Genomic DNA, 23,237 nt, shown 5'->3' with positions numbered 1-23,237 from the left:
AACGTGGCTTTGCTTTTGGCCCTTTGGAAAGGGGAACAACCCGACCTCGTAGCATGCAACCGCCGCTCATTCCGGACGTAGGGTGTGCTGTGCGCACCTAGGGCTCGCCGGAGGCACCGAGCGGCGGTGCGCACGGCACACCCTACGGCACGAGCTCATCCTGTTGAGTCACAGGGGGTGCCGGAGCCCTCCGACGGCTCTGGCGTGCCGTTTCGCTGGGGCGGACCTGGCGCACGGTTTCGTCAGCAAAAATTGCAGGGCGCTTTGCCATCTCTGCGCTCGCCGGTAGCATCGGCCCATTGTTTCGGGAGCTTGCGATGCGAACCAGACTGGATGCCTGCCTCAACGCCGTTAACCAGGTCGTGCTGGGCAAGGAGCCCCAGGTGCGCCTGGCGCTGACCTGCCTGCTGGCCCGGGGTCACCTGCTGATCGAAGACCTGCCCGGGATGGGCAAGACCACCCTCAGCCATGCCCTGGCGCGGGTGCTGGGGCTGAGCTTCCAGCGCATCCAGTTCACCTCCGACCTGTTGCCCGGCGACATCCTCGGCACCTCGGTGTTCGACAAGGACACCGGCCAGTTCGTCTTCCACCCCGGCCCGGTATTCGCCGAGCTGGTGCTGGCCGACGAGATCAACCGCGCCACGCCCAAGAGCCAGAGTGCGCTGCTCGAAGCCATGGAGGAGGGCCAGGTGACCATCGAGGGTGCGACCCGGCCGCTGCCCGAACCCTTCTTCGTCATCGCCACGCAGAACCCGGTGAGCCAGGGCGGCACCTTCGCCCTGCCGGAATCGCAGCTGGACCGCTTCCTCATGCGCCTGTCCCTGGGCTACCCGGCCCGTGTGGCGGAGAAGGCCCTGCTGCTGGGCGAAGCGCGCCGGGAGATCCTGCCGCGCCTGGAGCCGGTGCTGGACCACGCCGAGCTGGCGCTGATCCAGGCCGAGGTGCCGAAGATCCGTGTCAGCGATGCGCTGGTGGACTATGTGTTGCGCCTGGTGGAGGCGACCCGTTCCCATGCCCAGTTCGCCTGGGGCCTGTCGCCGCGTGCCAGCCTGGCGCTGCTCGCCGCCGCCCGCGCCTGGGCGCTGCTGGCCGGGCGTGATTACGTGATCCCCGAGGACGTACAAGCCGTGCTGCCTTCGGTGGTCGGCCACCGCCTGCGTGAACAGGCCGACCCGGCCGGCCACGGCGGCGGCGCCCTGGTGCAGTGGTTGCTGCGCGAAGTCCCGGCGCTCTGATGCTCAGGCAGCGCGTGCGGCCGCGCTGGAACCGCTGGCTGGCGAAGCGGATTCCGCCCGCAGCCGAGGTGCGCCTCAACCAGCGACGCATCTTCATCATCCCTACGCGCACCGGCCTGGCCTTCGGCATCGCCCTGGTGCTGATGCTGCTGGCGGCGATCAACTACCAGAACAGCCTGGCCTATGGCCTGACCTTCCTGCTGCTGTCGGTGTTCATCCTGACCATCCTCCATACCTTCCGGAATCTTTCCGGCATGACCTTACGCGCCGCCGGGGCGCCAGCGGTGTTCGTCGGCGAGCGCGCGCGCTTCCGGGTGCGCCTGGAGAGCGAGCGCCAGCCCCACCAGGCCATCGCCCTAGGCTGGCCGCCGGCCGAGTTGCAGGCGCAAGACGTGCCCGCTGCCGGTTCCTGCGACTGCGAGGTGGACCTGCCGGCCGAGCGCCGTGGCTGGCTGCGCCCGGGGCGCCTGCGGGTGGAGAGCCGCTTCCCCCTCGGCTTGCTGGTGGCCTGGAGCTGGGTGGACCTGGACCAGGCGGCGCTGGTCTACCCGCGCCCGCTGCCCGGTGACCTGCCCATGGGCAACGGTGGCCGCCAGGATGATGAGGAGGAGGGCGTGCGCGTGCTCGGCCGTGGCGCAGACGATTACCAGGGGCTCAAGCCCTACCAGCCCGGCGATTCGCGGCGGCGCCTGCACTGGAAGGCCTATTCCCGGGGGCAGGGCCTGTTCATCAAGGATTTCGCCGCCCTCGCCGGTGCCGACCTGTGGCTCGACCTGGAGGGCCTGGAAGGCGAGCTGGAAAGCCGGCTGTCGCTGCTCTGCCACTGGGTGCTGACCTTCACCGAACGTGGCCAGCCCTTCGGCCTGCGCCTGGGTGGCCAGGAGCTGCGCCCGGCCGTCGGTGAGCCGCACCGCGATGCCTGTCTGCGCGCGCTGGCCCTCTATGGGGTGGCGCGATGAGCACGGTACAGCCGATTCCGCGCATCGCCCTGACCTGGCTGCTGGTGGCCCAGGTGCTGGTGATCCTGCCGCACCTGTTCCACCTGCCGCTGTGGATCATCGGCCTGTGGCTGGTGTGCGCCGGCTGGCGGGTGCAGGTGTTCCGCATGCGTGCGCGCTATCCCAGCGGCCTGGCCAAGGTGCTGCTGATGGTCGGCGCCGGCGCCGGGGTGCTGCTGTCCCGGGGCAGCCTGATCGGCCTGGACTCCGGCGTGGTGCTGCTGGTGGCGGCCTTCATTCTCAAGCTGGTGGAGATGCGCACCCGGCGTGATGCGCTGGTGCTGATCTTCCTTGGCTTCTTCACCGTGGTGACGGCCTACCTGTTCGACGATGGCATGCTCGCCGCCGTCTACAGCCTGTTGCCGGTGACCGCGCTGCTGGCGTCGCTGATCGGCCTGCAGCAGAGCGCCTTCGCCGCTCGCCCGCTGGCCACCCTGCGCCTGGCGGCGACCCTGCTGGCCCAGGCGTTGCCATTGATGCTGCTGCTGTTCCTGTTCTTCCCGCGAATGGGGCCGCTGTGGTCGTTGCCGCTGCCCAGCGACAAGGGCGTCACCGGGCTTTCCGACAGCATGGCGCCGGCCGATATCGCCGAGCTCAGCCAGTCCGCCGAGCTGGCCTTCCGCGCCAGCTTCGAGGGGCCACCGCCGCCGCGCCGTGAGCTCTACTGGCGTGCGCTGACCCTGGAGCGCTTCGATGGCCGCCGCTGGTCGCAGTCCGAAGCCAGCCAGTTCAACACCCCGGCGCAGTGGGAGAAGCGCGGCGAGCCGCTGAACTACAGCGTGGTGATGCAGCCCAGCGCGCGGCCCTGGCTGTTCGCCCTGGACGTGGGCGAGACCAGCCTCGAAGACACCCGGCAGATGATCGACTTCCACCTGCAGCGGCGGCGCCCCGTGGACCGCTCGCTGCTGTACCGGGTGACCTCCTGGCCGGACGCGCTGCGCGACCCGGCGCTCGACGACCGTGTACGCCGGCGCACCCTGCAGCTGCCCGAACAGGGCGACCCGCGCAGCCGCGCCTGGGCCGCCGAGCTCAAGGCCCGGCACCCGGCGACGGAGGACCTGGTGCAGGCGCTGCTGCAGCATTTCAATCGCGAGCCCTACGTCTACACGCTGAAGCCGCCGCCGGGCGGGGCGAACAGCGTGGACGAATTCCTCTTCGACAGCCGCCGGGGCTTCTGCGCCCACTACGCCGGGGCCATGACCTTCGTCCTGCGTTCGGCCGGCGTGCCGGCGCGGGTGGTGGCCGGCTACCAGGGCGGTGAGATCAACCCGGCGGGCAACTACGTGGCGGTGCGCCAGTTCGACGCCCATGCCTGGGTCGAGTACTGGACGCCGGAGAAGGGCTGGACCAGCGTCGACCCGACCTTCCAGGTCGCGCCCAACCGCATCGAGCAGGGGCTGGAGGAAGCGGTGGCCGAGGAGCAGAGCTTCCTCGAGAACTCGCCCTTCTCGCCGTTGCGCTACCGCCAGGTGGGCTGGGTGAACCAGCTGCGCCTGGCCTGGGACCAGCTCAATTACGGCTGGCAGCGCTGGGTCCTGGGTTACCAGGGCGAGGTGCAGATGCAGGTGCTGCAGCGCTGGTTCGGCTCGCTCGACGCCCGCACCTTCGCCCTGTTGCTGGTGGGCGGTGGCGGAGTCCTGGTGGGCCTGGTGGCGTTGTTCATGTTCAAGCCCTGGCGCCGCGAGCGTGACCCGCAGCTGCGCCTGTTCCAGGGCTTCGAGCGGGCCCTGGGCCGCCAGGGTGTGCGCCGGGGCAAGGGCGAGGGCCCGCGCGACTATGCGGCCAGGGCGGCCCACGCGTTGCCGGCGCAGGCGCCACTGATCGAGGAATTCGCCCGCCGCTACGAGGCGCTGCGGTATGCTGGCGAGCCTTTGCCACCGGCAGAGCTCGCGCAGGCATTGAAGGCCTTGCGCAGGGCGCTGCCCTGGCGTCTTACCCGCGTGGAGCGCTGATCGGAGCGCGCCCGCCCTCTCGGATGATCGCTCCATGCCCGCCATGCTCGACGACCTGATCGCCCAGGTCCTGACCCTCGAAATCAAGCTGCTGTCCTGCCGTGCACGCCTTGAGGCCGACACCGATGGCGAGGCGCTGCACGACCTGCGCATCAACATCCGTCGCCTGCGCAGCCTGCTGCGGCCCCTGCGCGACCTGCCCGCTGCCGACGTGCTCGATGCCGCCGCCCGCGAGGTGGGGGCGCTGAGTACGCCGCTGCGTGACCTGGAGGTGCTGATCGTCGAGCTGGAAAGCCACGGCCTGGTGCAACTGGCCGAGTTGCGCCGCCAGCGGGTGCGGGCGGGCTACACCGCGTTGCTGGCAGCGCCGGCCCTGGCGCAACTGTTCCGGGTGCTGGATGCCTGGCCGCAGCTGCTGCGCATCTCCCACCGCGAAGGCCTGCTGGAAAAGCCGCGCAAGAGCATCCGCAAGCGCCTGGCCAAGGATTGGAAGCGCCTGGAGCAGGCCCTGGCCGACCCGGCCCACGACCGTCACCGCCTGCGCCTGCTGATCAAGCGCGCCCGCTACGGCAGTGAGGCATACCCGCAGCTGGTGGACGTCACCGACAAGACCCAGCGTCTGCTCAAGGGCGCGCAGACCGCCCTCGGCAAATGGCACGACCGCCTGCAATGGCTGGCGATGGCCGAGCAGGAGTCCGACCTTGCACCCCGGGTGAAGGCCTGGAGCGTGGCCATGCACGGCGCCGAGGTGCGTTCGGAACGGGTGCTGGAGAAGCTGCAGGCGAGCCTGGGCTGATCCTGCCTCGTCGTCGATTCCGATGTAGGTCGGGTGTAACCCGACGATGCCGTGCAGGGTTGTTTCGTGGGTTCACCCGCCCGGCGGTGGGTGTTCCGAGAGGGCTCCTCCTACAGGAGCGCGTCGGCGCCATCAGTGCGCCTGATGGCCTGGCATTTTTCCCCTTCCCGTTGTCGCTACCCGCTTGAAGGTTGGCTTTCTAGCGCCGGGGCAATCCCCTAACATCCCCCCACTTTCGATTTCAGCGGGTGAGTTGAGCATGAAGTTTTCCCAGTTGATCCAGGCGGTGCGCAGCAACCCCGCAGCGGTGGTGGTGCCCAGTGCCTGGGCTCAGGGGCGGGCCAGCTTCGGTGGCCTGGTGGCCGCGCTGGCCTATGAGGCGATGAGCGCCAAGGTGAGCGACGGGCGCCCGGTGCGTTCGCTGGCGATCACCTTCGTCGGCCCGATGGAGGCCGAGGTGCCGGCCAGCGTCGAGGCCGAGGTGCTGCGCGAGGGCAAGGCGGTGAGCCAGATGTTCTGCCGCGCGGTGCAGAACGGCCAGACCGTGGCTGTGGTGCAGGGCAGCTTCGGCGCCTCGCGGGAGTCGGCCATCGATGTGGCGGCCGAGCCGGCGCCGGTGATCAAGCCCGCGGAGGAGTGCCAGGAGCTGCCCTTCCTGCGCGGCGTGACGCCGGAGTTCACGCGCTTCCTGGCCATGCGCTGGGGCATCGGCAGCATGCCGTTCACCAATAGTCCGGCCCGCGAAATGGGCGGCTGGGTGCGTTTCCGTGGTGATGTGGAAGACGAGCCCGTCGAGGTGGCGCACCTGCTGGCGCTGGTGGATGCCTGGCCACCGGCGGTGCTGCCGCACCTGCGCAGCCCGGTGCCGGGCAGCTCGCTGACCTGGACCATCGAGTTCGTGCAGCCGTTGCCGGCCGTGGGCACCCTGGAGTGGTGCCTGTACCGCGCCGAGATCGAACACGCCCGTGATGGCTACGGCCATATCTCGGCCCGCCTGTGGACGCCCTCCGGCGAGCTGGTGGCGCTGAGCCGGCAGACGGTCACCGTCTTCGGTTGAGCCCTCAGACGGGCGCGACTTCCACGCGGTTGCGCCCGGCCTGCTTGGCGCCATAGAGCGCCGCATCGGCGCGGCCAAGCAGGGATTCGAGGCTTTCGCCGGGGCGTTTCTCGGCGATGCCCAGGCTCAGGGTGACCCGCAGGACATCGCCACTGGGCAGGTCGACGCGCAGGGCCTCGATGCCGGCGCGCAGGCGCTCGGCCACCAGTGCGGCCTTGCCATCCCCCGTTTCCGGCAGGATCGCCGCGAACTCTTCCCCCCCCAGGCGCCCGAGCACGTCCACGCCGCGCAGGCAGTCGCGCATCACCCGTGCGGTGGCGCGCAGCGCGTCGTCGCCGATGGCGTGGCCGTGGCCGTCGTTGACCGCCTTGAAGTGGTCGATGTCCATCATCAGCACCGAGCACGGGTGCCCGAAGCGTTCGGCCTGGCGCAGCATGTCTTCGGCGCGCTGCATGAAGGCGCGGCGGTTGTCGAGGCCGGTGAGGCCGTCGGTGGTGGCCAGGGTCAGCAGCTCGTGTTCCATGCGCTTGCGCAGGCTGATGTCGTAGCTCCAGACCAGGTGCGCAGGCTCGCCCTCGAGCTCGACGATGCGGCCGAAGACCACGCCCCAGTAAGGCGCCGCCTTGCCCAGCAGGGCTTCCCAGTCGTCGATCTGGCGGCGCTCTTCGAGGGCGGCGCGGAAGCGATGGGCCTCGGATTCGGCGGCGAACAGCCGATCCAGGGAGAACAGCGAGCCCCGTTGCAGCCCCTGGCGGACGATCAGGCGCTGGTTGACGAAGTGCACCTTGCCGGACTCGGCGCCGATCAGGGCGACGTCGCTGGGGCTGGCTTCGAGGATGTGCTTGAGCAGCTCGCGGCCTTCGCTGAGGGCGAGGGTGCGGGCTTCGACACGGCTTTCCAGGGTGTGGGCGAGTTCGCCCAGGCTTTCGCTCAGCCGGCGGGCCTCGCGGAAGTTGTAGATCAGGTGGGTGACCAGCAGGGCGCCCCCCACCAGCAGCCCGAACAGGGCCCAGGCGAGCTTGCTGAAGTAGCCGTAGAGGCGCTGGCGCTCTTCGTCCAGCTCATTGGCCAGGGAAATGTTGGCCGCCACCATCACCTCGTGCATGGCGCGTTGCAGCGGCGGCAGCTCCTGGAGGATCTCGCCGCTGGTGGCCCGTGCGGAGGTCTGGTCGTTCCAGTCGACGCGGCTCAGCCAGCGCTGGCTGAGTTCGGCCACGCGCTGCAGGGTGCGGGTGGTGTCAGGGCGCGCAGTGGGCAGGAAGTCGAACAGGTGATGGCCTTCGATGGGGCGGGCCAGGCTGCGCAGCACGCCGAGGCGCACCACCAGTTGGGTGGCGCTGCTATGCCCCTGCTCGATGCGTTGCGCTTCCTCGACCAGGCGGTCCATGCCGTTGCGGATCTGGTAGACCTGCCACAGCTCGCCGTGGGAGCCGGGGCGGCCGAGCTGCCGCGCTTCGTTGACCACCAGCCATAGCGAACCACCGGCGGTGATCGCCATGACCAGCATGATGACCAGGAGGACCGCCATCACCAGCCGCTTGCGCGGCAGGGAAATACTGTCGGCAAAACTGTCGGGCATGGTCGCTACTCGATGTAGATATCACTCAGTTGCCAGATGGCACGGTTGTAGTACTTCTGCACGCGCAACTCGGCGTGGGCGTTGAAGGGGTACATGAGGAAGAGCGGGCCGTAGGCTTCCACCGCCATGGGCTGGCCGTCGCGGGAATAGGCGATCACCGGCTGGTAGCGCTCGATGTCGCTGGCGGGGATCACCACCGAGTAGTCGTTGAGGGCACGCAGGTGCAGTTCGGCGGGGTGCTGCAGGTTCGCCGGGAGCTGCTGGAGGAACTGGCTCAGGGGCACGCCGTACCAGTCGGAGACCTTGTCGTCGCTGGGCCCGCGTGCGCGCAGGTTGACGCCGGGCATCGCCTGGAGGTCGCGCAGGGTGAACACCAGGGGGCTGGCGCCGGGCAGGTGCAGGCGCAGGGCGGGGATATCCAGGGGATAGCTGGACTGCTCGCCCCGAGCGAGGGAGTACAGGGCGAAAGTCAGAAAAATGGTGACAAATATCTGTCGCTTTGACGGCATGCGACGTCCCTCATACAGCGTGGTGTCAGCATATCGTCATTTCTGCGGCCAGCTTGAGTCTTTCCGACGAAAGTAATGGCGCTTTGCTGGCAAGGATGCGGTGTCAGGGTCGGTTGCGCCAGTTGCGCCACCAGGCGCCGCTGAACAGGAAACGCGGGAAGGTGACGAACTGCTCGGTCAGCAGGCGGCCCACGGCGTCCTTGCGATCCTGGAAGGGCTCGGGGGCTTCCGCTTCCAGCCGGTGGCCGTGGGATTGCAGGCCCAGGGAGGCGACCAGGCCGATCACGCCGAGGACGACGGGCAGGAAGCGCCAGGTGAACAGGCCGTTGAGCAGCACCAGGGTGGCGACGATGAACAGCGGCACCGCCAGCAGGTGCAGCACCAGGTTGGTGGGGTTGCGGTGGTTCCTGGCGTAGGTGCGCCATTGCCAGGTGCGCATGTTGGGAAGACGTTTGCCCATGGTGCGGATTCCTTGAAGGATTGCGGGCAAGTCTAGGCCGGCCCCGGGAGGGCCGGCGAATGGGTTCTGACTATGGGCGGGATAGTTCGCTCAGAGCTTGAGCTGGCGGATGGCGCGAGACAGCTCGCTGGCGAGGTTGGCCAGCTCGGCGCTGGTGGAGGCGGAGCCGACGGTCTGGCTGACGGTGAGTTCGGTGACGTCGCGGATGCCGACCACGGCGCGGGTCATTTCCTCGGCCACATGGCTTTGTTGCTCCGCCGCCACGGCGATCTGCGTGTTGCTCTGGCGCATCTGCGCCACGGCACCGGTGATGGCGGCCAGGGCTTCGCCGGCTTCATGGGCCTGCTGCACGCAGCTGTCGGCCTTGAACGAGCTTTCCTGCATGAATTCCACGGCGTCGCGGGTGCCGGACTGCAGGGCGAGGATCATGCTGGTGATCTCGTCGGTGCTGTCCTGCACGCGCTTGGCGAGGTTGCGCACTTCGTCGGCCACCACGGCGAAGCCACGGCCCATTTCACCGGCGCGGGCGGCCTCGATGGCGGCGTTGAGGGCGAGGAGGTTGGTCTGCTCGGCGATGCCGTGGATGACGCTGACCACGCTGCTGATCTTCTGGCTGTCTTCGGCCAGCTTCTCGATCATCTCGGCGGTCTGCTGCACACCGCTGGAAAGCCCGGCGATGGACTCGCCTACACGGCTGACCACGCTCTGGCCGGCACCGGCGAGCTGGTCGGCGGTCTGCGACTGGTCGCGGGTGTCGGCGGCGTGCTGGGCGATGTGGTGGACGGTGGCGGACATCTCGTTGATGGCGGTGGCGGCCTGGTCGGTCTCGCTCTGCTGGCCGAGCATGCCCTGGCGCACCTCGCCCATGCTCGACGCCAGGCGCGCGGCCCCTTCGTCGAGGCGCTCGGTGACCTGGGCGACGGTGCCCACCACGCGCTGGAAGCCCGCCTGCATGGCATTGAAGGCGCTGGCCATCTGGCCCACTTCGTCGCGGCTGTCCAGCGGCACGCGGGCGGACAGGTCGCCGCTCTTCTCCACGTGCAGCATCACGTCCTTGAGGGTGTTGAGGTGGCTGAGGAGGAAGCGGATCAGCAGTTGCGAGGAGGCCAGCAGCGCCATCATCAGCAGGAACACGGTGACCGCGTAGTTGAACATGCGCGAGGCGAAGACTTCGGCGAGGCTCGGGGCGTGGGCCAATACGGCGATGCGCTGGCCGTCGGCGGCATCCTGCACCTGGGCGCCGATCACCGGGTCGCTGCCGAACAGGGCGTCGTGATCCAGTTCGACCCAGCCATTGGCGCGGGTCAGTGCGGCGCTGTCGACACCCTGCACCTGCGGCGCGCTGCCGGCGGCGAAGCGGACCACGCCGTTGCCGCTGGGCAGGGCCTGCCCGGCGGGCCAGGCGCGCAGCAGGGCTGCCTGGGCCTGGGCTGCTTCGCGGGCACTTTCCACGCGGGCGTCGCGCTCGAGGCTGATGGCGTGCAGCACCAGCAGCAGTGTGGTGATGAAGGCGACGGCGTTGACCGCCCAGAACTTGTACTTCAGGGAAAGATCTCGCATCCAGTTACCCATGTTCTGTTCTTTTTTCTCGGAGGCTAGGCAAGGTGCCAGCATTGTTTCGCAGCACTGTGACGTGATCGTTGATCCGTATCAATCTGCCTCTTTACAGGAACAGGTTAGGCGATGTTCGGCAGCCCGAAAAATGCGCGTGCACACGCGGTGGTGTGCTCGGCCAGGTGCTCGGGTGTTTCACCGCGGTGACGGGCCACTTCCATCAGCACCTCGGGCAGGAAGGCCGGCTCGTTGCGCCCGCTCTTGGGTTTCGGTCGCAGGCTGCGTGGCAGCAGGTAGGGCGCGTCGCTTTCCAGCATCAGCCGGCCCTGGGGAATCTCGCGCACCAGCGGGTGCAGGTGGGTGCCCCGGCGCTCGTCGCAGATCCAGCCGGTGATGCCGATGTGCAGGTCCAGGTCGAGGTAGGAGAAGAGGGCGCGCTGCTCGCCGGTGAAGCAGTGCACCACGGCTGCCGGCAGGCGGTCGCGGAACTGCTTGAGGATGGCCAGCAGGCGCTCATTGGCGTCGCGCTCGTGGAGGAACACCGGCAGGCCCAGTTCGACGGCCAGGGCCAGTTGCTCTTCCAGGGCCTTTTCCTGTTGCGGACGCGGGGAGAAGTCGCGGTTGAAATCCAGGCCGCATTCACCCACGGCGCGTACTTCCGGCTCGGCCAGCAGGGCGCGCAGGTGGCGGGCGCTGTCGGCGTTCCACTGGCTGGCTTCGTGGGGGTGCAGGCCGGCGGTGCTGAACAGGTGGCCGCCTTCGGGGTCGAGCTGACGCACCAGCGCCAGGGCTTCTTCGGCATCGGCCACGCTGGTGCCGGTGAGGACCAGTTGCGCCACGCCAGCGGCGAAGGCGCGTTCGAGCAGTGCTTCACGCTCTGCGGCAAAGCTTGAATGGGTCAGATTGACGCCAATGTCGATGAGTTGCATGGTGCTACCTCGGACGCGAGCGGAGCAGAATAGCAAAGCTTGTCGAATAGAAGAAAAGCCAATACTTACAATTGCTTATGGGTGTTTGTTGAAGTTGTTACAGCATTGTGGCTGGCGTCGACGGCCGAGCTGTGACACTCTCCGCGCCCCTCGCACGCCCGGAATTCCGTCCAGGCGTTGCGCTCTCAGACGGTCGGTTCGCACCCTGCAGCCCTGACCGGGAGATTCGATGACCCGACCGCTGCTGCTTCTGTTGTGCCTGCTCGCCCTGCTGCCGTTCCCGGCGGCAGCGCGCCTGGCTGGCCCGCCGGAAGCCTGGCAGCAGCCGAGCGAGGCCCGTGACCTGGCGCAGATCCGCCGCAGCGGTGTGCTGCGTGTGCTGGTGAACCAGAGCCGCAACAGCTCCGGCGAGATCAAGGGTGAAGCCATCGGCATCGAATACCACCGCATCCGCGCCTTCGAGCAGTACCTCAACCGCAATGCCCGCGACGGCCGTGAGCTGGAGGTGAAGATCATCCCCAGGGCCAAGGACCAGCTGCTCGCCGCCTTGCAGCGCGGCGAGGGCGACCTGGTAGCCCCCGGCGAGCTGGTGGACCCACGCAGCGGCGGCGAGGTCAGCGCCAGCGCCCCGATTCGCCGCCATGTGCCGCTGCTGCTGGTGAGCCGCAGTGGCGACCGTCGCTACCAGCGCCTGGAGCAGCTTTCCGGCCGCAGCATCGCGCTGCCCGCCGGCAGTGCGGCGGCCGAGGCCCTGCGCCGGGTCAACCAGCAACTGGCACAGCGCAAGCTGGCGCCCATCGTCATCGAGTGGGTCGATTCGAGCCTGGCGGTGGAGGACGTGCTGGAGATGGTCCAGGCCGGCATCTTCCCGCTCACCGCCGTCGAGCAGCCCATTGCCGAGCGCTGGGCCAAGGTGATGCCCAAGCTGCGTATAGAGAAGCACCTGGTGCTGGACAACCAGCGCGACATGACCTGGTTCGTGCGCCGTGACGCGCCGATGCTGCGGGCCAGCATCGACCGCTTCCTCGCCAGCTACAACGCGCCCTCCGACCAGGACGCCACCTTCCAGCGCGTCTATCGCCGCCTGTACAAGGTGCATAGCCCCCTGGCCCGAGCCGACCGGCAGCGTCTGGAGAAGGTGCGCCCGGTGCTGCAGCGCTTCGCCGACCAGCATGCCTTCGATTGGCTGAACCTGGCCGCCGTGGCCTTCAAGGAATCCAGCCTCAACCCGGCCGCCCGTGGCGCCAGTGGGGCCACCGGGCTGATGCAGATCACTCCGGGGGCGGCGCGCACCGTGGGCGTGGGCAATATCCATGCGCTGGAGAACAACGTACAGGCCTCGGCCAAGTACCTGGCGATGCTGCGCAAGGGCTTCTTCAACAGCGCCCAGCTCAATGAGCGCGAGCGCATGGCCTTCACCCTGGCGGCCTACAACGTCGGCCCGCAGCGGGTGCAAAGCCTGCGCGCGGAGGCCCGGCGCCGGGGGCTGAACCCCAACCAGTGGTTCTTCCAGGTGGAGCGCATCGCCGCCGAGCAACTGGGCATGGGGGTGGTCAGCTACGTCAGCGCGGTGAACAAGTACTACCTGGCCTATGACCGCGAGCGCTATCTGCTGGAGCCGCAGAAGAAAGTGGCTAGCAGAGGGAAATAATCGATTTTATCGATTTCAATACTGCGTTTTTTGCGGTTTTAATATCGAAAAAATCTACTAAGATGGCTTCCGTCTGAACCCACACACTCCTCACACGAAAGGAAACGCGACATGAGCAACCCGATCAAACGCATTCTCTCCACCAACGCCGGCATCGGCATCACCCTGCTGCGCGTGGTGACCGGCCTGACCTTCGCCGCCCACGGTTCGCAGAAGCTCTTCGGCCTCTTCGGCGGCTACGGCCTGGAAGGCACCGGCCAGTGGATGGAAAGCATCGGTCTGGCTCCTGGCTACCTGCTGGCCCTGATGGCAGGCAGCGCCGAGTTCTTCGGTGGCCTGGCCCTGGTGATCGGCCTGCTGGTTCGCCCTGCCGCTGCGTCGCTGATCGTCGCCATGGTGGTCGCCATCTTCAGCGTGCACTGGGCCAGCGGTTTCTTCATCACCAACGGTGGTTATGAGTACGCGCTGATCCTCGCCCTGATCTCCGGCACCCTGCTGATCGAAGGCGCCGGCCGCTTCTCCCTGGACCACAAATTCAGCCAGTAACCCGCTGCGAACTCGAAGAAGGCCCGCCATGTGCGGGCCTTCTGCGTTTCAGGGCTGCTGCGCGCGGGCGGCGGCCAGTTCCAGGGCGGCATCCAGGCGCTGGCGCTCGTGTTCGTCGAACTTCTCCTCGGCCAGGCGCTGGATGGCGGCGCGGCGGTCGCTATCGCTGAGCCCCTGGTTGGCTTCGATGCGTGCCTTTTCCGCCTGGAAGGCGCCGATCCGCTGCTTCCAGCCCTGGCGCTGCTGGTCCAGTGCCTCCAGGCGCTGGGTGGCTTCGCCGCCGACCAGTTGCTGGCGCAGACGGCGGATCTCGGCAGGGGTGGCGCCCTTGGCCTGCAGCTGCTCGGTCTGGACATGCAGCTCGGCCTGTAGTTGTGGCAGCACGCTGTCCTGCAGCTCTTCTGGCAGGTCCTGGCGCAGGCGGTCGACGGCGGCGGCCTTGGCGGCGTCGTCGAGGGCTGCATCATGGACGATGGCCAGGCGATCGAGGGTGAAGCGGTTGTAGGTTTCCTCGCTGGCGAAGAACACCTGGTGCACCTCGGCGCTGAACAGGCGGGCGCGCAGGGCATTCACCGCGGCTTCGCGCTGGCGCATGGCGTCGAGGTCCGCCAGTTGCGGCAGGTCCTTCTCCAGTTGCACCAGCTGCCGTTTGTAGTCCAGGTATTGCTCGAGCAGCGCCAGGGCCTGGCCTTCGGCCGGCTCCTGCAGCTGGGCGGTGATGTAGCCGCGCAGGCGCTGGATGGAGATGCCGATGGGTTCCTCGCCTATGGCGCTGAGGAAGTAGTCGAAGATGCGGCGGATGTCTTCGGTGATCAGCAGGTTGCCGCCCGCATCCAGCTGGAAGCGCCCATCGACCTGGGTACCGGCGAAGGAGGCGGGCAGGGCGGGCACTTGCACCGGCAGGGCAGGCGGCAGGTTGTCGGTGGAGGTTGGGGCATCGGCGATGGCGATGGGCTCATCGCTGGCGAGCTGCTCGGCACCGCCCGGTGCACGGTGGGCGCTGCCGTCGGAGGCGGATTGCAGGTAGAGGATCGCGGCCAGGCAGCCGGCGAAGACCAGGGGCAGGGACAGCAGGACTCTTTTCACGGTGGTCGCTCGCAGGTCGGCAGGAGGCGGGGCCCGCAGGCCCCGCCGGGGCGGCTTAGAGGCCGTCGTTCTTCAGGCGGTTGGCGTGCTGGCGGTAGACGGTCACCGGGTCGGTCTCGAACAGGCTGGTGAGGCCGAAGGTCTGGTTGACCTCGTCGAGGTGGTTCATCCGGTAGTTGTCACGCACCACCTTGCCCAGGTGGGAGCTGCAGCGGCCCACCAGGCCGTCGGTGGCTTCGCCCTTGAAGGTGAGGGCGGTGGCGCCGAGCAGTACGTCGCTGATGTCGAGCACGTTGGTCAGCGGGCTGGTGCCGCTCCAGGAGTAGTAGCGCACGCCATTGACCTGGTAGGCGCCCTCGCCACAGGCGCTGGTGGGAATGCCTTGGGGGAACTTGGCGTTGAAGCGGGCCGCGCCCTGGCTGTTGAGCGATTCCAGCGATCCAAGGCCGTTCTGTGGCAGGGTGCTCTTGCTGCCGGAGAGGAAGTTGATCAGCGAGCCGAGGCCGTTGACGATGCCGGCGACGATCGCCTCGCTAGCGGAGCCGGGCGGGATCTGGCGCAGGAAGTCGGCGGTGGCGGAGCCCTTGTGCGGGCCGCCGACGCTGGTGGCGGAAGCGACCAGGTCCGGGCGCACGCCGGCCACGTAGCGGATGGTCGGGCCGCCGTGGCTGTGACCGATCAGGTTCACCTTGCGTTTGCCGCTGATGGCGACGATTTCCTCGACCTGTTCCAACAACTCTTCGCCGCGGGCTTCCGAGGTGTTCAGCTGGCTCACTTCTGTGACGTAGACCGAGGCGCCATCACGACGCAGTGCCGAGGGGATTCCATACCAGTAGTCGATGCCGAGGATGCTGTCGAAGCCAAGCATGCCGTGGGCGAGGACCACGGGGTACTTGGTCTGGGTGTAGCCGGTGGCGGCAAGGGCTTCGCCGGAGGCGGCGAGGCCGACTCCCAGGGCGAGGGCGAGCATGATCTTGTTGTTGTTCATTGGTTGCTCTCGGTGATGGTGGAACAGGCAGTGGGTGCCTCCCTGCAAAGCCGCCGCGCCCATCCCGGACGCGTACAACAGCTGATGAGCACGGGGCAGGAACCATGCCAGCGGCGCCGTTCGCGCGGCGCCCTGTCTGGGCTGGGTGTTTCACCGTTGTTTACAGCCGTTCACCGAAAGTTGACGGGCGTTTCCCTGTTACTGAGTGAAACGCTCGTTTGAGTCCTGGGGCAGCAGCGGCCAGCTCCCGAGGGCGCGGTAATGGGCGCCGGAGGCCGTATTTTCCGAGGCGAAGAGGGCGAACTGGTTCACAGGCCAATCGAAGGTTTGGGTGCCTTGTTTCGGATAATCGCGGCTGGTGTTGGCAGTTGGCGTGTAGAGGTCTAGGTTTTCAGTCCGGGTGGACTCTTGATCGCGACTGCAGGATTCAAGATGGCCAGCCTGGCGATATGGATTTCCTGTTGAAGCGAGGGATACGCGGAAATGACCTTCTACAACTGCCCCAATTGCCCCAATCCGGTACAGCCCCTGGTCACGCCTACACGCAGCACCAATGGGGCATGCCCGAATTGCGGAGCCGTTATCACGTATAAACGAAGGGCCATGACGTATAACCCCTATGTCGGCATGAATCTCGCTCCTCCTCCGGCCAAGCGGCGGAAGGTCACCCCTGTTTTCGTGTCGCCTGGGCGCAGCCTCGCCGCGCCAGTACGCACCCTGTGGCCAGGGGCAAACCTGAATCCAAACGTCACGCATGTTTCATTGTTATCCGCCGCCTGGACGGGGGCGGGTGCAGGCACTCTCTGCATGGCCTACCACGATCTCGTGCCCGGCTCTGGGGTTACGGGCGGGATCCTGATCGATTGCCCGCAGGCGGTTCCGCAACCCGGTGTGATTCGGCATTTCGCCATGGTGAAAAATCAGCTGACTCATGTGAGGAAACTGACGGATATCGCCGAAGCGACAGGGGAGGCGGCAGCGGCGTTGTGCATCCTGCAGAAGACCAGTCTGAGCGGCGGCGGAACGGTGCTGGTGCTAGCGGGTTTCGAGATGTGCTGGGGAATGCATGTACACAGCGGCGCGGGTATCGACCAGATCTGGAAGCGTGGCAACCAGTACCTGATCGTCGAGGCGAAGGCACCCAATCAGATCCTCAGTCTCAATAAATGGATGCCGCCCAATTTCCAGCAGATGGGCACCCGCTGGATCATGCATAACCTGATCACCATGAAGAAGCAGGGAAATCAGGACGCCATCGACATACTGACGGGCATCGGTGCAACCACCGGGACTCGCTGGCCTAATTACAACAATGCATCCAAGAACTATTACGGCGTTACCGGCGTCAGCGGTGTGGAAACCTGTGAGCTCTATGGTGTGACGGTCACTGCGGTGTGGCAGCCGGACGGAATGCTTCACTACTCATGTTCGGGCTTCAAGCGTTACACGAACTTCGCGTATTGATGATCCGAAGAAGCTGTTACCTGGGAGGGCTTCTGGATGGCGGTGTTGGCGGGGAGCAAGGCACTTCGGCCTTGTATTGACAGTATTGCGGGCGCTTCTCTAGGATGCCGACCCATGCGCCGATTTAAGACAGCTACTTGCGGGGCGCGGAGATGGAATCCATCTCGAAATACCGCTAAAGCGCTGGTTCGGTGTCGCCTCTCACCGCTGCCCAGCGGGATCAACGAGGCGGAGACATGACACCATGACCTGTCCCCAACCGCTCATTCGCCTGGCCCCCATCACCACGGGCCTGGTTTTGCGCAACCCCAGGGTTCTTCTCAGCGGCCCCCACCAGCCGACCATGCTGCGTTATCTCGACGGCTGGCCGAAACGTTGGGCCGGGCCACGCAACCTGCTTATCCAGTTCGCCCTCGATGCCGCGTCGTTGCAGCGCTATGCCGCTGACAGCTTCGATATGGCCGTGGTGCAGGCGCCGCCCCGTGACGAGGTGGCGCTGATGGTCCGCGAGCTGGTGCGCGTTTCACGCCAGGGCCTGATCACCCTGCGCTGAGGCACCGGGCTTCAGGGGTATTCGATCTCCACCACGTACCAGCTCTTCTCGCCCGTCGGGGTGTGCACCAGCACCTCGGCATCCAGCGCCTTGCCCACCAGGGCGCGGGCCAGGGGCGAGTCGATGCTGATGTGGTGCTGCTTCAGGTCGAGTTCGTCCGGGCCGACGATGCGATAGCGGGACTGTTCGCCTTCATCATCTTCCAGGGTCACCCAGGCGCCGAAGTAGACCTTGTTCGGGTCGGACGGGCGTTCGCTCACCACCTTGAGGCTTTCCAGGCGTTTGGTGAGGAAGCGCACGCGGCTGTCGATCTCCCGCAGCATCTTCTTGCCGTAGGTGTACTCGGCGTTTTCCGAACGGTCGCCCTGGGCGGCGGCCTCGCTCACCGATTGGGTGACCTTGGGGCGCTTCACGTGCCAGAGCTCGTGCAGTTCGGCGCGCAGGCGGGCTTCGCCTTCGGGGGTGATCAGCGGGGTGCCGGCAGAACGTGGGGGGCGATAGCGACTCATGGCGTGATGCGACGGGCTCTAGGCGGGCGAAGAGGGGCGGAGTCTAGCAAGAGGCCGGCCCACCTTGTACAGGTGGGCCGGGCCATCAGGCTTCGCGCAGCACCTGCAGCGGGCTGGCGTTGAGTGCACGACGGGTGCCGAGCACGCCGGCCCCACCGACCAGCAACGCGCCCAGGGGCGGCAACAGCAGCAGCCAGGGGTGGGGGTGCCATTGCAGGTCGAAGGCCAGGGTGTAGAGCAGGGCGCTGACCAGCTCGCAACCCAGGGCGGCGAGCAGGCCGGCGGTGGCGCCGAGCAGGGCGAATTCGGCGCGTCGTGCCTTCTGCAGCAGATTGCGTTCGGCACCCAGGGCCCGCAGCAACGCACCCTGGCGGATGCGTTCGTCGAGGTTCGACTGCAGGCCGGCGAAGAGCACCGCGAGGCCGGCGGCGAGCACGAACAGCAGGACGAACTCCACCGCCACCGTGACCTGGGCGAGGATGCTGCGCAGCTGCGCGAGGATGGCTTCCACCTCCAGCAGGGTCACCGCCGGGAAGGCGCGGGCCAGCTCCACCAGCTCGCGGTCGTGCTGCGGCGGTAGGTAGAAGCTGGTGAGGTAGGTGGCCGGCAGATCGGCGAGGGAGCCGGGGGCGAAGATCATGAAGAAGTTCGGCTGGAAGTTGTCCCAGTCCACTTCCCGCAGGCTGGTGACGCGCACGTCGCGGCTGATGCCGCCGACGCTGAAGCTGAGGCGGTCGCCCAGCTGCAGGCCGAGGTTGGTGGCGAGCTTGGCTTCCACCGAGACGCCGGGCAGGTCGCCGGCCGGCACCTGGTCCCACCATTGCCCGGCCACCAGACGGTTGCCGCTGGGCAGGTCGGCCGCCCAGGTGAGGCTGAGGTCGCGCTGCAGGGCACGCTCGCCCTGGGATTCCTTGCTGGCGTGCTCCTTCGCCGGTTCGCCGTTGATGGCGGTGAGGCGGCCGGGCACCACGGGGAACAGCGGCGCCGGGTGGGGCGAAAGCTGGGCGATGCGCTCGGCGAAGGCGTCCTTCTCGCCGGGCAGCACGTTGAGCACGAAGTAGTTCGGTGCGTCGGCGGGCAGCTGGTCCTGCCAGGTGTCCAGCAGTTCGCCGCGCAGCAGGGCGATCAGCGCCATCGCCAGGAGGATCAGGCCGAAGGCCAGGGATTGCCCGGCGGCGGCCAGCGGGTGGCGCAGCAACTGGCCGAGGCCGAGGCGCCAGGGCAGGGCGGCGCGGGCCAGCAGGCGGCGCAGGGCGTTGAGGCCGAGGAGCATGAGGCCGCCGAGGATCAGGGTGGCGAGCAGGCCGCCGCCGAGCAGGGCGAGGGTGAGCGCCAGGTCCAGGCTCAGGCGCCACATGATCAGCCCGAGTGCGAGCAGGGCGGCGCCGTACACCAGCCAGGAACTGGGCGGCACCGGCAGCAGGTCGCGGCGCAGCACGCGCAAGGGCGGGACGCGGCCCAGGGCGGCCAGCGGTGGCAGGGCGAAACCGGCCAGGGCCACCAGGCCGGTGGCGATGCCGGCGAAGGCGGGCAGCACGCCGCCGGAGGGCACTTCCGCCGGCAGCAATTCACGCAGCAGGTGGAACAGGCCGAGCTGGGCGAGCCAGCCGATCAACGCCCCGAGAATGGCGGCGGCGAGGCCGAGCAGGCCCAGTTGCAGGGTATAGAGGAGGAGCGCTTCGCGGCGCGACAAACCCAGGCAGCGCAGCAGGGCGCTGGCGTCGAAGCGGCGGGCGGCGAAGCGGGCCGCCGACAGGGCCACGGCGACACCTGCCAGGAGTACGGCGGCGAGGCTGGCGAGGTTGAGGTAACGCTCGGCGCGGCTGAGTGCACCGCCGACCTGGCGGTTGCCGTCGCGGGCGTCTTCGATGCGCTGGTTGGCCGCCAGGGTGGGCTTGAGGGTGTCGCGGTAGCTTTTCAGTGCTTCTTCCGGGCCGCTCCAGAGTTCGCGGTAGCGCACCCGGCTGCCGGGCTGCACCACGCCTGTGGCGTCGAGGTCGGCATGGTTCATCAACAGGCGCGGGGTGAGGCTGTAGAAGTCGCCGGCGCGATCGGGCTCATAGGTGAGCACGCGGGTGAGGCGCAGGGTCTGCTGGCCGACGTCCACGCTGTCGCCGGGCTTGAGGTTCAGCGCGGTGAACAGGCGTGCCTCGGCCCAGGCTTCACCGGGGGCGGGGCCGTTGCCGGGCTCTTCCGGGGCGTAGGGGGCGGGTGCGCTCTTCAGCTCGCCGCGCAGGGGGTAGGGTTCGTCCACTGCCTTGACGCTGGCGAGCTGGATGCCGGCGTCACCGGCGATGACGCTGGAGAATTCGACGGCGCGGGCATGGCGCAGGCCGAGCTGTTCGCCCGCCGTGATCTGCTCCGGGGTGGCGGGGGAGGAGCCGCTGAGCAGCAGGTCGGCGCCAAGGAATTCGGTGGCGCGCAGGAGCATGGCACCGTTCAGGCGGGCACCGAAGTAGCCGATGGCGCTGCTGGCGGCCACGGCCACCACCAGGGCGAAGAACAGTACGCGCAGCTCGCCGGCACGGGCATCGCGTCGCAGTTGCCTGGCGGCCATGCCCAGCAGGCGCGAGAACGGCAGGCGCCCCATCAGGGTTCCACCCTGTCGACCAGGCGGCCGGACTCCAGGCGGATCAGGCGGCGGCAGCGATGGGCCAGGCGCTCGTCGTGGGTGACCAGGACCAGGGTGGTGCCGCGCTCCTGGTTGAGCTGGAACAGCAGGTCGCTGATGCGCTCGCCAGTGTGGCTGTCGAGGTTGCCGGTGGGCTCATCGGCGAACAGCACGTCGGGTTCGGCGGCGAAGGCGCGGGCGATGGCGACGCGCTGCTGCTCGCCCCCGGACAGCTGGCGCGGGTAGTGGCCCAGGCGCTGGCCGAGGCCGACGCGATCGAGCAGGTGGCGGGCGCGTTCGCGGGCATCCGTACGGCCTTCGAGCTCCAGGGGCAGCATGACGTTTTCCAGGGCGTTGAGGCTGTCGAGCAACTGGAAGGACTGGAAGACGAAGCCGACATGCTCGGCGCGTACGCGGGCACGCTGGTCCTCGTCGAGGCGGGCGAGGGCGTGGCCGGCCAGGCTGATGTCGCCGGAGCTGGGCAGGTCGAGCCCGGCGAGCAGGCCGAGGAGGGTGGATTTGCCGGAGCCGGAGCTGCCGACGATGGCCAGGCTGTCGCCCTGTGCCAGATCCAGGTCCAGATCGTGGAGGATGGTCAACTCGCCTTCCGCGCTGGGAACCACTTTGCTAAGGTTCCGCGCATTGAGAATGCTTGCGCTCATGGAGAATCCGATGCGTGCTTGGTTGTTGGGCAGTTGCCTGGCGTTGATGGTGATGGCCCAGGAGGCTGCGGCGGGGACCGTGCTGGTCGTCGGGGATAGTATCAGCGCCGCTTTGGGGCTGGAAACCAGCCAGGGCTGGGTCTCCCTGCTGCAGAAACGCATGGATGACGAGGGTTTCGAACACCGTGTGGTGAACGCGTCCATCAGTGGCGACACCAGTGCTGGCGGTGCTTCCCGGCTGCCTGCGCTCCTCGGCGAGCACAAGCCGGAACTGGTGATTATCGAGCTGGGTGGCAACGATGGGTTGCGCGGCCAACCCCCTGCACAATTGCAACAGAATCTTGCCGGCATGGTGGAGCGATCGCAGCAGGCGGGGGCCAAGGTGCTGCTGCTGGGCATGCGCCTGCCGCCCAACTACGGCAAGCGCTACACCGATGCCTTCGCCCAGGTCTATCAGGACCTGGCGAGCGCCCAACAGGTGCCGCTGGTGCCTTTCTTCCTCGAGGGCGTGGGCGGTGTCGAGGGGATGATGCAGGCCGATGGCATCCATCCGGCGGCGGGCGCCCAGGGCAAGTTGCTGGATAACGTCTGGCCGACCCTGAAGCCGTTGCTCTGAGCCGCCTCGGGAGGCTTTTCCGGGGCACGCCTTTCGGCTAAGGTTGCGCACCCGCCCTGGAGTCCTTCATGCCGCGCCCCGCCTGGTCCCTGCATGCCTATAAGCTGATCGAGCCCGACGAGCAGCTCGACCTGTTCGCTTGCCGCGAGGTGCGCCTGCACCTGGTCGCTCGCCAGCTCGAACTCGGCGGCCATGCGGACCGGACCCTGTGCGGGGGATTGCTGCCGGCGAAGCCGCGCTGGTGCGTGCTGGAAAAACCGCAGTTGCAGGACCGCCGCCTGTGCCCGGCCTGCCGCGCCGAACTGGACTCCCAGCGGGACGGCCAACGGCCCGAATGGTCCGACGGCTGAGCCCTCCCGGCGCGCTGCGTGCCGGTGTACAATCCCGAGTCTTTTAATCAGCCACTTTTGCCAAGGATTACCGGATGTTGTCGCGCGTTCCTGCCGTCGCCCGTTCCCTGTCTCTGATCGCGCTCGCGCTGGCCGGTCACGCTGCAGCGCTGGAGCTGCCCCTGCCGCCTCCCGGCGAGGATATCGTCGGCCAGGTCCAGGTGATCAAGGCCAAGTACGAAGACACCTTCGCCGACATCGGCGTCGCCAATGACCTGGGTTACCTGGAGATGGTCGCGGCCAACCCGGGCGTCGATCCCTGGCTGCCGGGCACGGGCACCGAGATCCTCCTGCCGACCCGTTTCATCCTGCCGCCGGGCCCGCGCGAAGGTATCGTGATCAACCTGGCCGAGTACCGCATGTATTACTTCCCGAAAGGGGAGAACGTGGTGCACACCTATCCGCTGGGCATCGGTCGCGAGGGCTGGGGTTCGCCGATCAACACCACCAAGATCACCGCCAAGACGCCGAACCCGGCCTGGTATCCGCCCAAGTCCATCCGTGAAGAGCACGCCGCCGATGGCGACCCGCTGCCCACCGTGGTGCCGGCCGGCCCGGACAACCCCCTGGGCCCGTTCAAGTTCACCCTGGGCCTGCCCGGCTACCTGATCCACGGTTCGAACAAGAAGTTCGGTATCGGCATGCGCGTCAGCCACGGCTGCTTCCGCATGCTCAACAACAACGTGCTGGAGCTGGCCAAGATGGCGCCGGTGGGCACGCCCGTGCGCATCATCAACGAGCCCTACAAGTTCGGCGTGAGCGGCGGCAAGGTCTACATCGAGGCGCACACCCCGCTGAACGACCATGGCGACCCGTCGGTGGTGGACAAGCACACCGCCGTGATCAACGCGCTGCTCAAGCGTGAAGACCTGGTCAACAGCATCCGCCTGGATTGGGAAGTGGTGCGTGAAGTGGTCGCGGCCGAAGACGGCCTGCCGGTGGAGATCGCCGAGCCTTCCGCTGCCGTGGCCAACAGCGAGCCCGCTGCCCCCAGCTTCTAAGCGGCGCTGAAAAGCCCGCCTGCCCTTATGAGGCGGCGGGCTTTTTCATGCCTGTGGAAATGTGCCGGGGTGGAATCGCAGGCATAAAAAAA

At 67.7% G+C, this 23,237-nt stretch carries 22 protein-coding genes; 12 read left to right on the top strand and 10 right to left on the bottom strand.

Annotated elements, in window-relative coordinates:
• The first annotated feature begins 317 nt into the window (after window positions 1-317).
• The 5 genes from OEJ36_RS22290 (at window position 318) to OEJ36_RS22270 (ending at window position 6,038) form a co-directional block, all read left to right on the top strand.
• Window positions 318-1,235 (top strand): AAA family ATPase, encoded by a 918-nt coding sequence (locus tag OEJ36_RS22290; protein ID WP_021220371.1) that lies wholly within the window; start codon window positions 318-320, stop codon window positions 1,233-1,235.
• Window positions 1,235-2,194 carry a DUF58 domain-containing protein gene (locus OEJ36_RS22285; protein WP_263403401.1) on the top strand — a complete coding sequence of 320 codons (960 nt, stop codon included), beginning with the start codon at window positions 1,235-1,237 and terminating at the stop codon, window positions 2,192-2,194. Before OEJ36_RS22290 ends, OEJ36_RS22285 begins: the two co-directional genes overlap by 1 nt.
• Window positions 2,191-4,185 carry a DUF3488 and DUF4129 domain-containing transglutaminase family protein gene (locus tag OEJ36_RS22280; RefSeq protein ID WP_263403400.1) on the top strand — a complete coding sequence of 665 codons (1,995 nt, stop codon included), beginning with the start codon at window positions 2,191-2,193 and terminating at the stop codon, window positions 4,183-4,185. The genes OEJ36_RS22285 and OEJ36_RS22280 overlap by 4 nt, the downstream gene beginning before the upstream one ends.
• A gap of 34 nt (window positions 4,186-4,219) precedes the next feature.
• On the top strand, window positions 4,220-4,981 hold the full coding sequence (locus OEJ36_RS22275) for a CHAD domain-containing protein (protein ID WP_263403399.1): 762 nt from the start codon (window positions 4,220-4,222) through the stop codon (window positions 4,979-4,981).
• A gap of 259 nt (window positions 4,982-5,240) precedes the next feature.
• Window positions 5,241-6,038, top strand: a complete 798-nt coding sequence (locus tag OEJ36_RS22270) for an acyl-CoA thioesterase (protein ID WP_263403398.1) — start codon at window positions 5,241-5,243, stop codon at window positions 6,036-6,038.
• A 4-nt stretch (window positions 6,039-6,042) separates the two neighbouring features.
• On the opposite strand, the gene OEJ36_RS22265 is transcribed toward OEJ36_RS22270, so the two are convergent.
• The 5 genes from OEJ36_RS22265 to OEJ36_RS22245 form a co-directional block, all read right to left on the bottom strand.
• Window positions 6,043-7,617 (bottom strand): GGDEF domain-containing protein, encoded by a 1,575-nt coding sequence (locus OEJ36_RS22265; RefSeq protein WP_263403397.1) that lies wholly within the window; start codon window positions 7,615-7,617, stop codon window positions 6,043-6,045.
• A gap of 5 nt (window positions 7,618-7,622) precedes the next feature.
• The gene (locus OEJ36_RS22260) at window positions 7,623-8,126 is read right to left on the bottom strand and encodes an oxidoreductase (RefSeq protein ID WP_263403396.1); all 504 of its coding nucleotides are present in this window, start codon (window positions 8,124-8,126) and stop codon (window positions 7,623-7,625) included.
• A gap of 103 nt (window positions 8,127-8,229) precedes the next feature.
• The gene (locus OEJ36_RS22255) at window positions 8,230-8,586 is read right to left on the bottom strand and encodes an Mpo1-like protein (RefSeq protein ID WP_263403395.1); all 357 of its coding nucleotides are present in this window, start codon (window positions 8,584-8,586) and stop codon (window positions 8,230-8,232) included.
• Between the two features lie 90 nt (window positions 8,587-8,676).
• Window positions 8,677-10,158, bottom strand: coding sequence for a methyl-accepting chemotaxis protein (locus tag OEJ36_RS22250; protein ID WP_263403394.1), 1,482 nt, complete (start codon window positions 10,156-10,158; stop codon window positions 8,677-8,679).
• A gap of 104 nt (window positions 10,159-10,262) precedes the next feature.
• On the bottom strand, window positions 10,263-11,069 hold the full coding sequence (locus OEJ36_RS22245) for a TatD family hydrolase (RefSeq protein WP_263403393.1): 807 nt from the start codon (window positions 11,067-11,069) through the stop codon (window positions 10,263-10,265).
• A 229-nt stretch (window positions 11,070-11,298) separates the two neighbouring features.
• On the opposite strand from OEJ36_RS22245, the gene OEJ36_RS22240 reads away from it, so the two are divergent.
• Both OEJ36_RS22240 and OEJ36_RS22235 read left to right on the top strand, forming a co-directional pair.
• Complete coding sequence (locus OEJ36_RS22240; RefSeq protein ID WP_263403392.1) at window positions 11,299-12,720, top strand: transglycosylase SLT domain-containing protein; 1,422 nt, start codon at window positions 11,299-11,301, stop codon at window positions 12,718-12,720.
• Between the two features lie 111 nt (window positions 12,721-12,831).
• Window positions 12,832-13,266 carry a DoxX family protein gene (locus OEJ36_RS22235; protein ID WP_263403391.1) on the top strand — a complete coding sequence of 145 codons (435 nt, stop codon included), beginning with the start codon at window positions 12,832-12,834 and terminating at the stop codon, window positions 13,264-13,266.
• A gap of 48 nt (window positions 13,267-13,314) precedes the next feature.
• Here OEJ36_RS22235 and OEJ36_RS22230 read toward each other — a convergent pair whose 3' ends face one another.
• Window positions 13,315-14,352 carry a lipase secretion chaperone gene (locus OEJ36_RS22230; protein WP_263403390.1) on the bottom strand — a complete coding sequence of 346 codons (1,038 nt, stop codon included), beginning with the start codon at window positions 14,350-14,352 and terminating at the stop codon, window positions 13,315-13,317.
• Between the two features lie 55 nt (window positions 14,353-14,407).
• On the bottom strand, window positions 14,408-15,340 hold the full coding sequence (locus OEJ36_RS22225) for a triacylglycerol lipase (RefSeq protein ID WP_263403389.1): 933 nt from the start codon (window positions 15,338-15,340) through the stop codon (window positions 14,408-14,410).
• 603 nt (window positions 15,341-15,943) lie between these two features.
• Between OEJ36_RS22225 and OEJ36_RS22220 the strand changes: the two genes are divergently transcribed.
• Together OEJ36_RS22220 and OEJ36_RS22215 are read left to right on the top strand one after the other, a co-directional pair.
• The gene (locus OEJ36_RS22220; RefSeq protein ID WP_263403388.1) at window positions 15,944-16,804 is read left to right on the top strand and encodes a hypothetical protein; all 861 of its coding nucleotides are present in this window, start codon (window positions 15,944-15,946) and stop codon (window positions 16,802-16,804) included.
• A 244-nt stretch (window positions 16,805-17,048) separates the two neighbouring features.
• Entirely contained in the window at window positions 17,049-17,357 is a 309-nt protein-coding gene (locus OEJ36_RS22215; protein WP_021220356.1) for a hypothetical protein, read from the top strand.
• An 11-nt stretch (window positions 17,358-17,368) separates the two neighbouring features.
• Here OEJ36_RS22215 and greB read toward each other — a convergent pair whose 3' ends face one another.
• From greB to OEJ36_RS22200, 3 genes are all read right to left on the bottom strand, one after another.
• On the bottom strand, window positions 17,369-17,866 hold the full coding sequence (gene greB / locus OEJ36_RS22210; protein ID WP_263403387.1) for a transcription elongation factor GreB: 498 nt from the start codon (window positions 17,864-17,866) through the stop codon (window positions 17,369-17,371).
• Window positions 17,867-17,951: 85 nt separating this feature from the next.
• The gene (locus tag OEJ36_RS22205; RefSeq protein WP_263403386.1) at window positions 17,952-20,456 is read right to left on the bottom strand and encodes an ABC transporter permease; all 2,505 of its coding nucleotides are present in this window, start codon (window positions 20,454-20,456) and stop codon (window positions 17,952-17,954) included.
• Entirely contained in the window at window positions 20,456-21,139 is a 684-nt protein-coding gene (locus tag OEJ36_RS22200; protein ID WP_263403385.1) for an ABC transporter ATP-binding protein, read from the bottom strand. The genes OEJ36_RS22205 and OEJ36_RS22200 overlap by 1 nt, the downstream gene beginning before the upstream one ends.
• Window positions 21,140-21,149: 10 nt before the next feature.
• Between OEJ36_RS22200 and OEJ36_RS22195 the strand changes: the two genes are divergently transcribed.
• The 3 genes from OEJ36_RS22195 (at window position 21,150) to OEJ36_RS22185 (ending at window position 23,145) form a co-directional block, all read left to right on the top strand.
• Window positions 21,150-21,755 carry an arylesterase gene (locus OEJ36_RS22195; protein WP_263403384.1) on the top strand — a complete coding sequence of 202 codons (606 nt, stop codon included), beginning with the start codon at window positions 21,150-21,152 and terminating at the stop codon, window positions 21,753-21,755.
• A 68-nt stretch (window positions 21,756-21,823) separates the two neighbouring features.
• A complete protein-coding gene (locus OEJ36_RS22190; protein ID WP_263403383.1) occupies window positions 21,824-22,105 on the top strand; it encodes a hypothetical protein in 282 nt (93 codons plus the stop codon).
• A 74-nt stretch (window positions 22,106-22,179) separates the two neighbouring features.
• Window positions 22,180-23,145, top strand: a complete 966-nt coding sequence (locus OEJ36_RS22185) for a L,D-transpeptidase family protein (protein WP_263403382.1) — start codon at window positions 22,180-22,182, stop codon at window positions 23,143-23,145.
• The last annotated feature ends 92 nt before the right edge of the window (window positions 23,146-23,237 follow it).

The organism is Pseudomonas sp. PDM13, assembly GCF_025685765.1.
Classification (GTDB): Bacteria; Pseudomonadota; Gammaproteobacteria; order Pseudomonadales; family Pseudomonadaceae; genus Metapseudomonas; species Metapseudomonas solani.
This window is presented reverse-complemented; position numbering and strand designations above follow the sequence as displayed.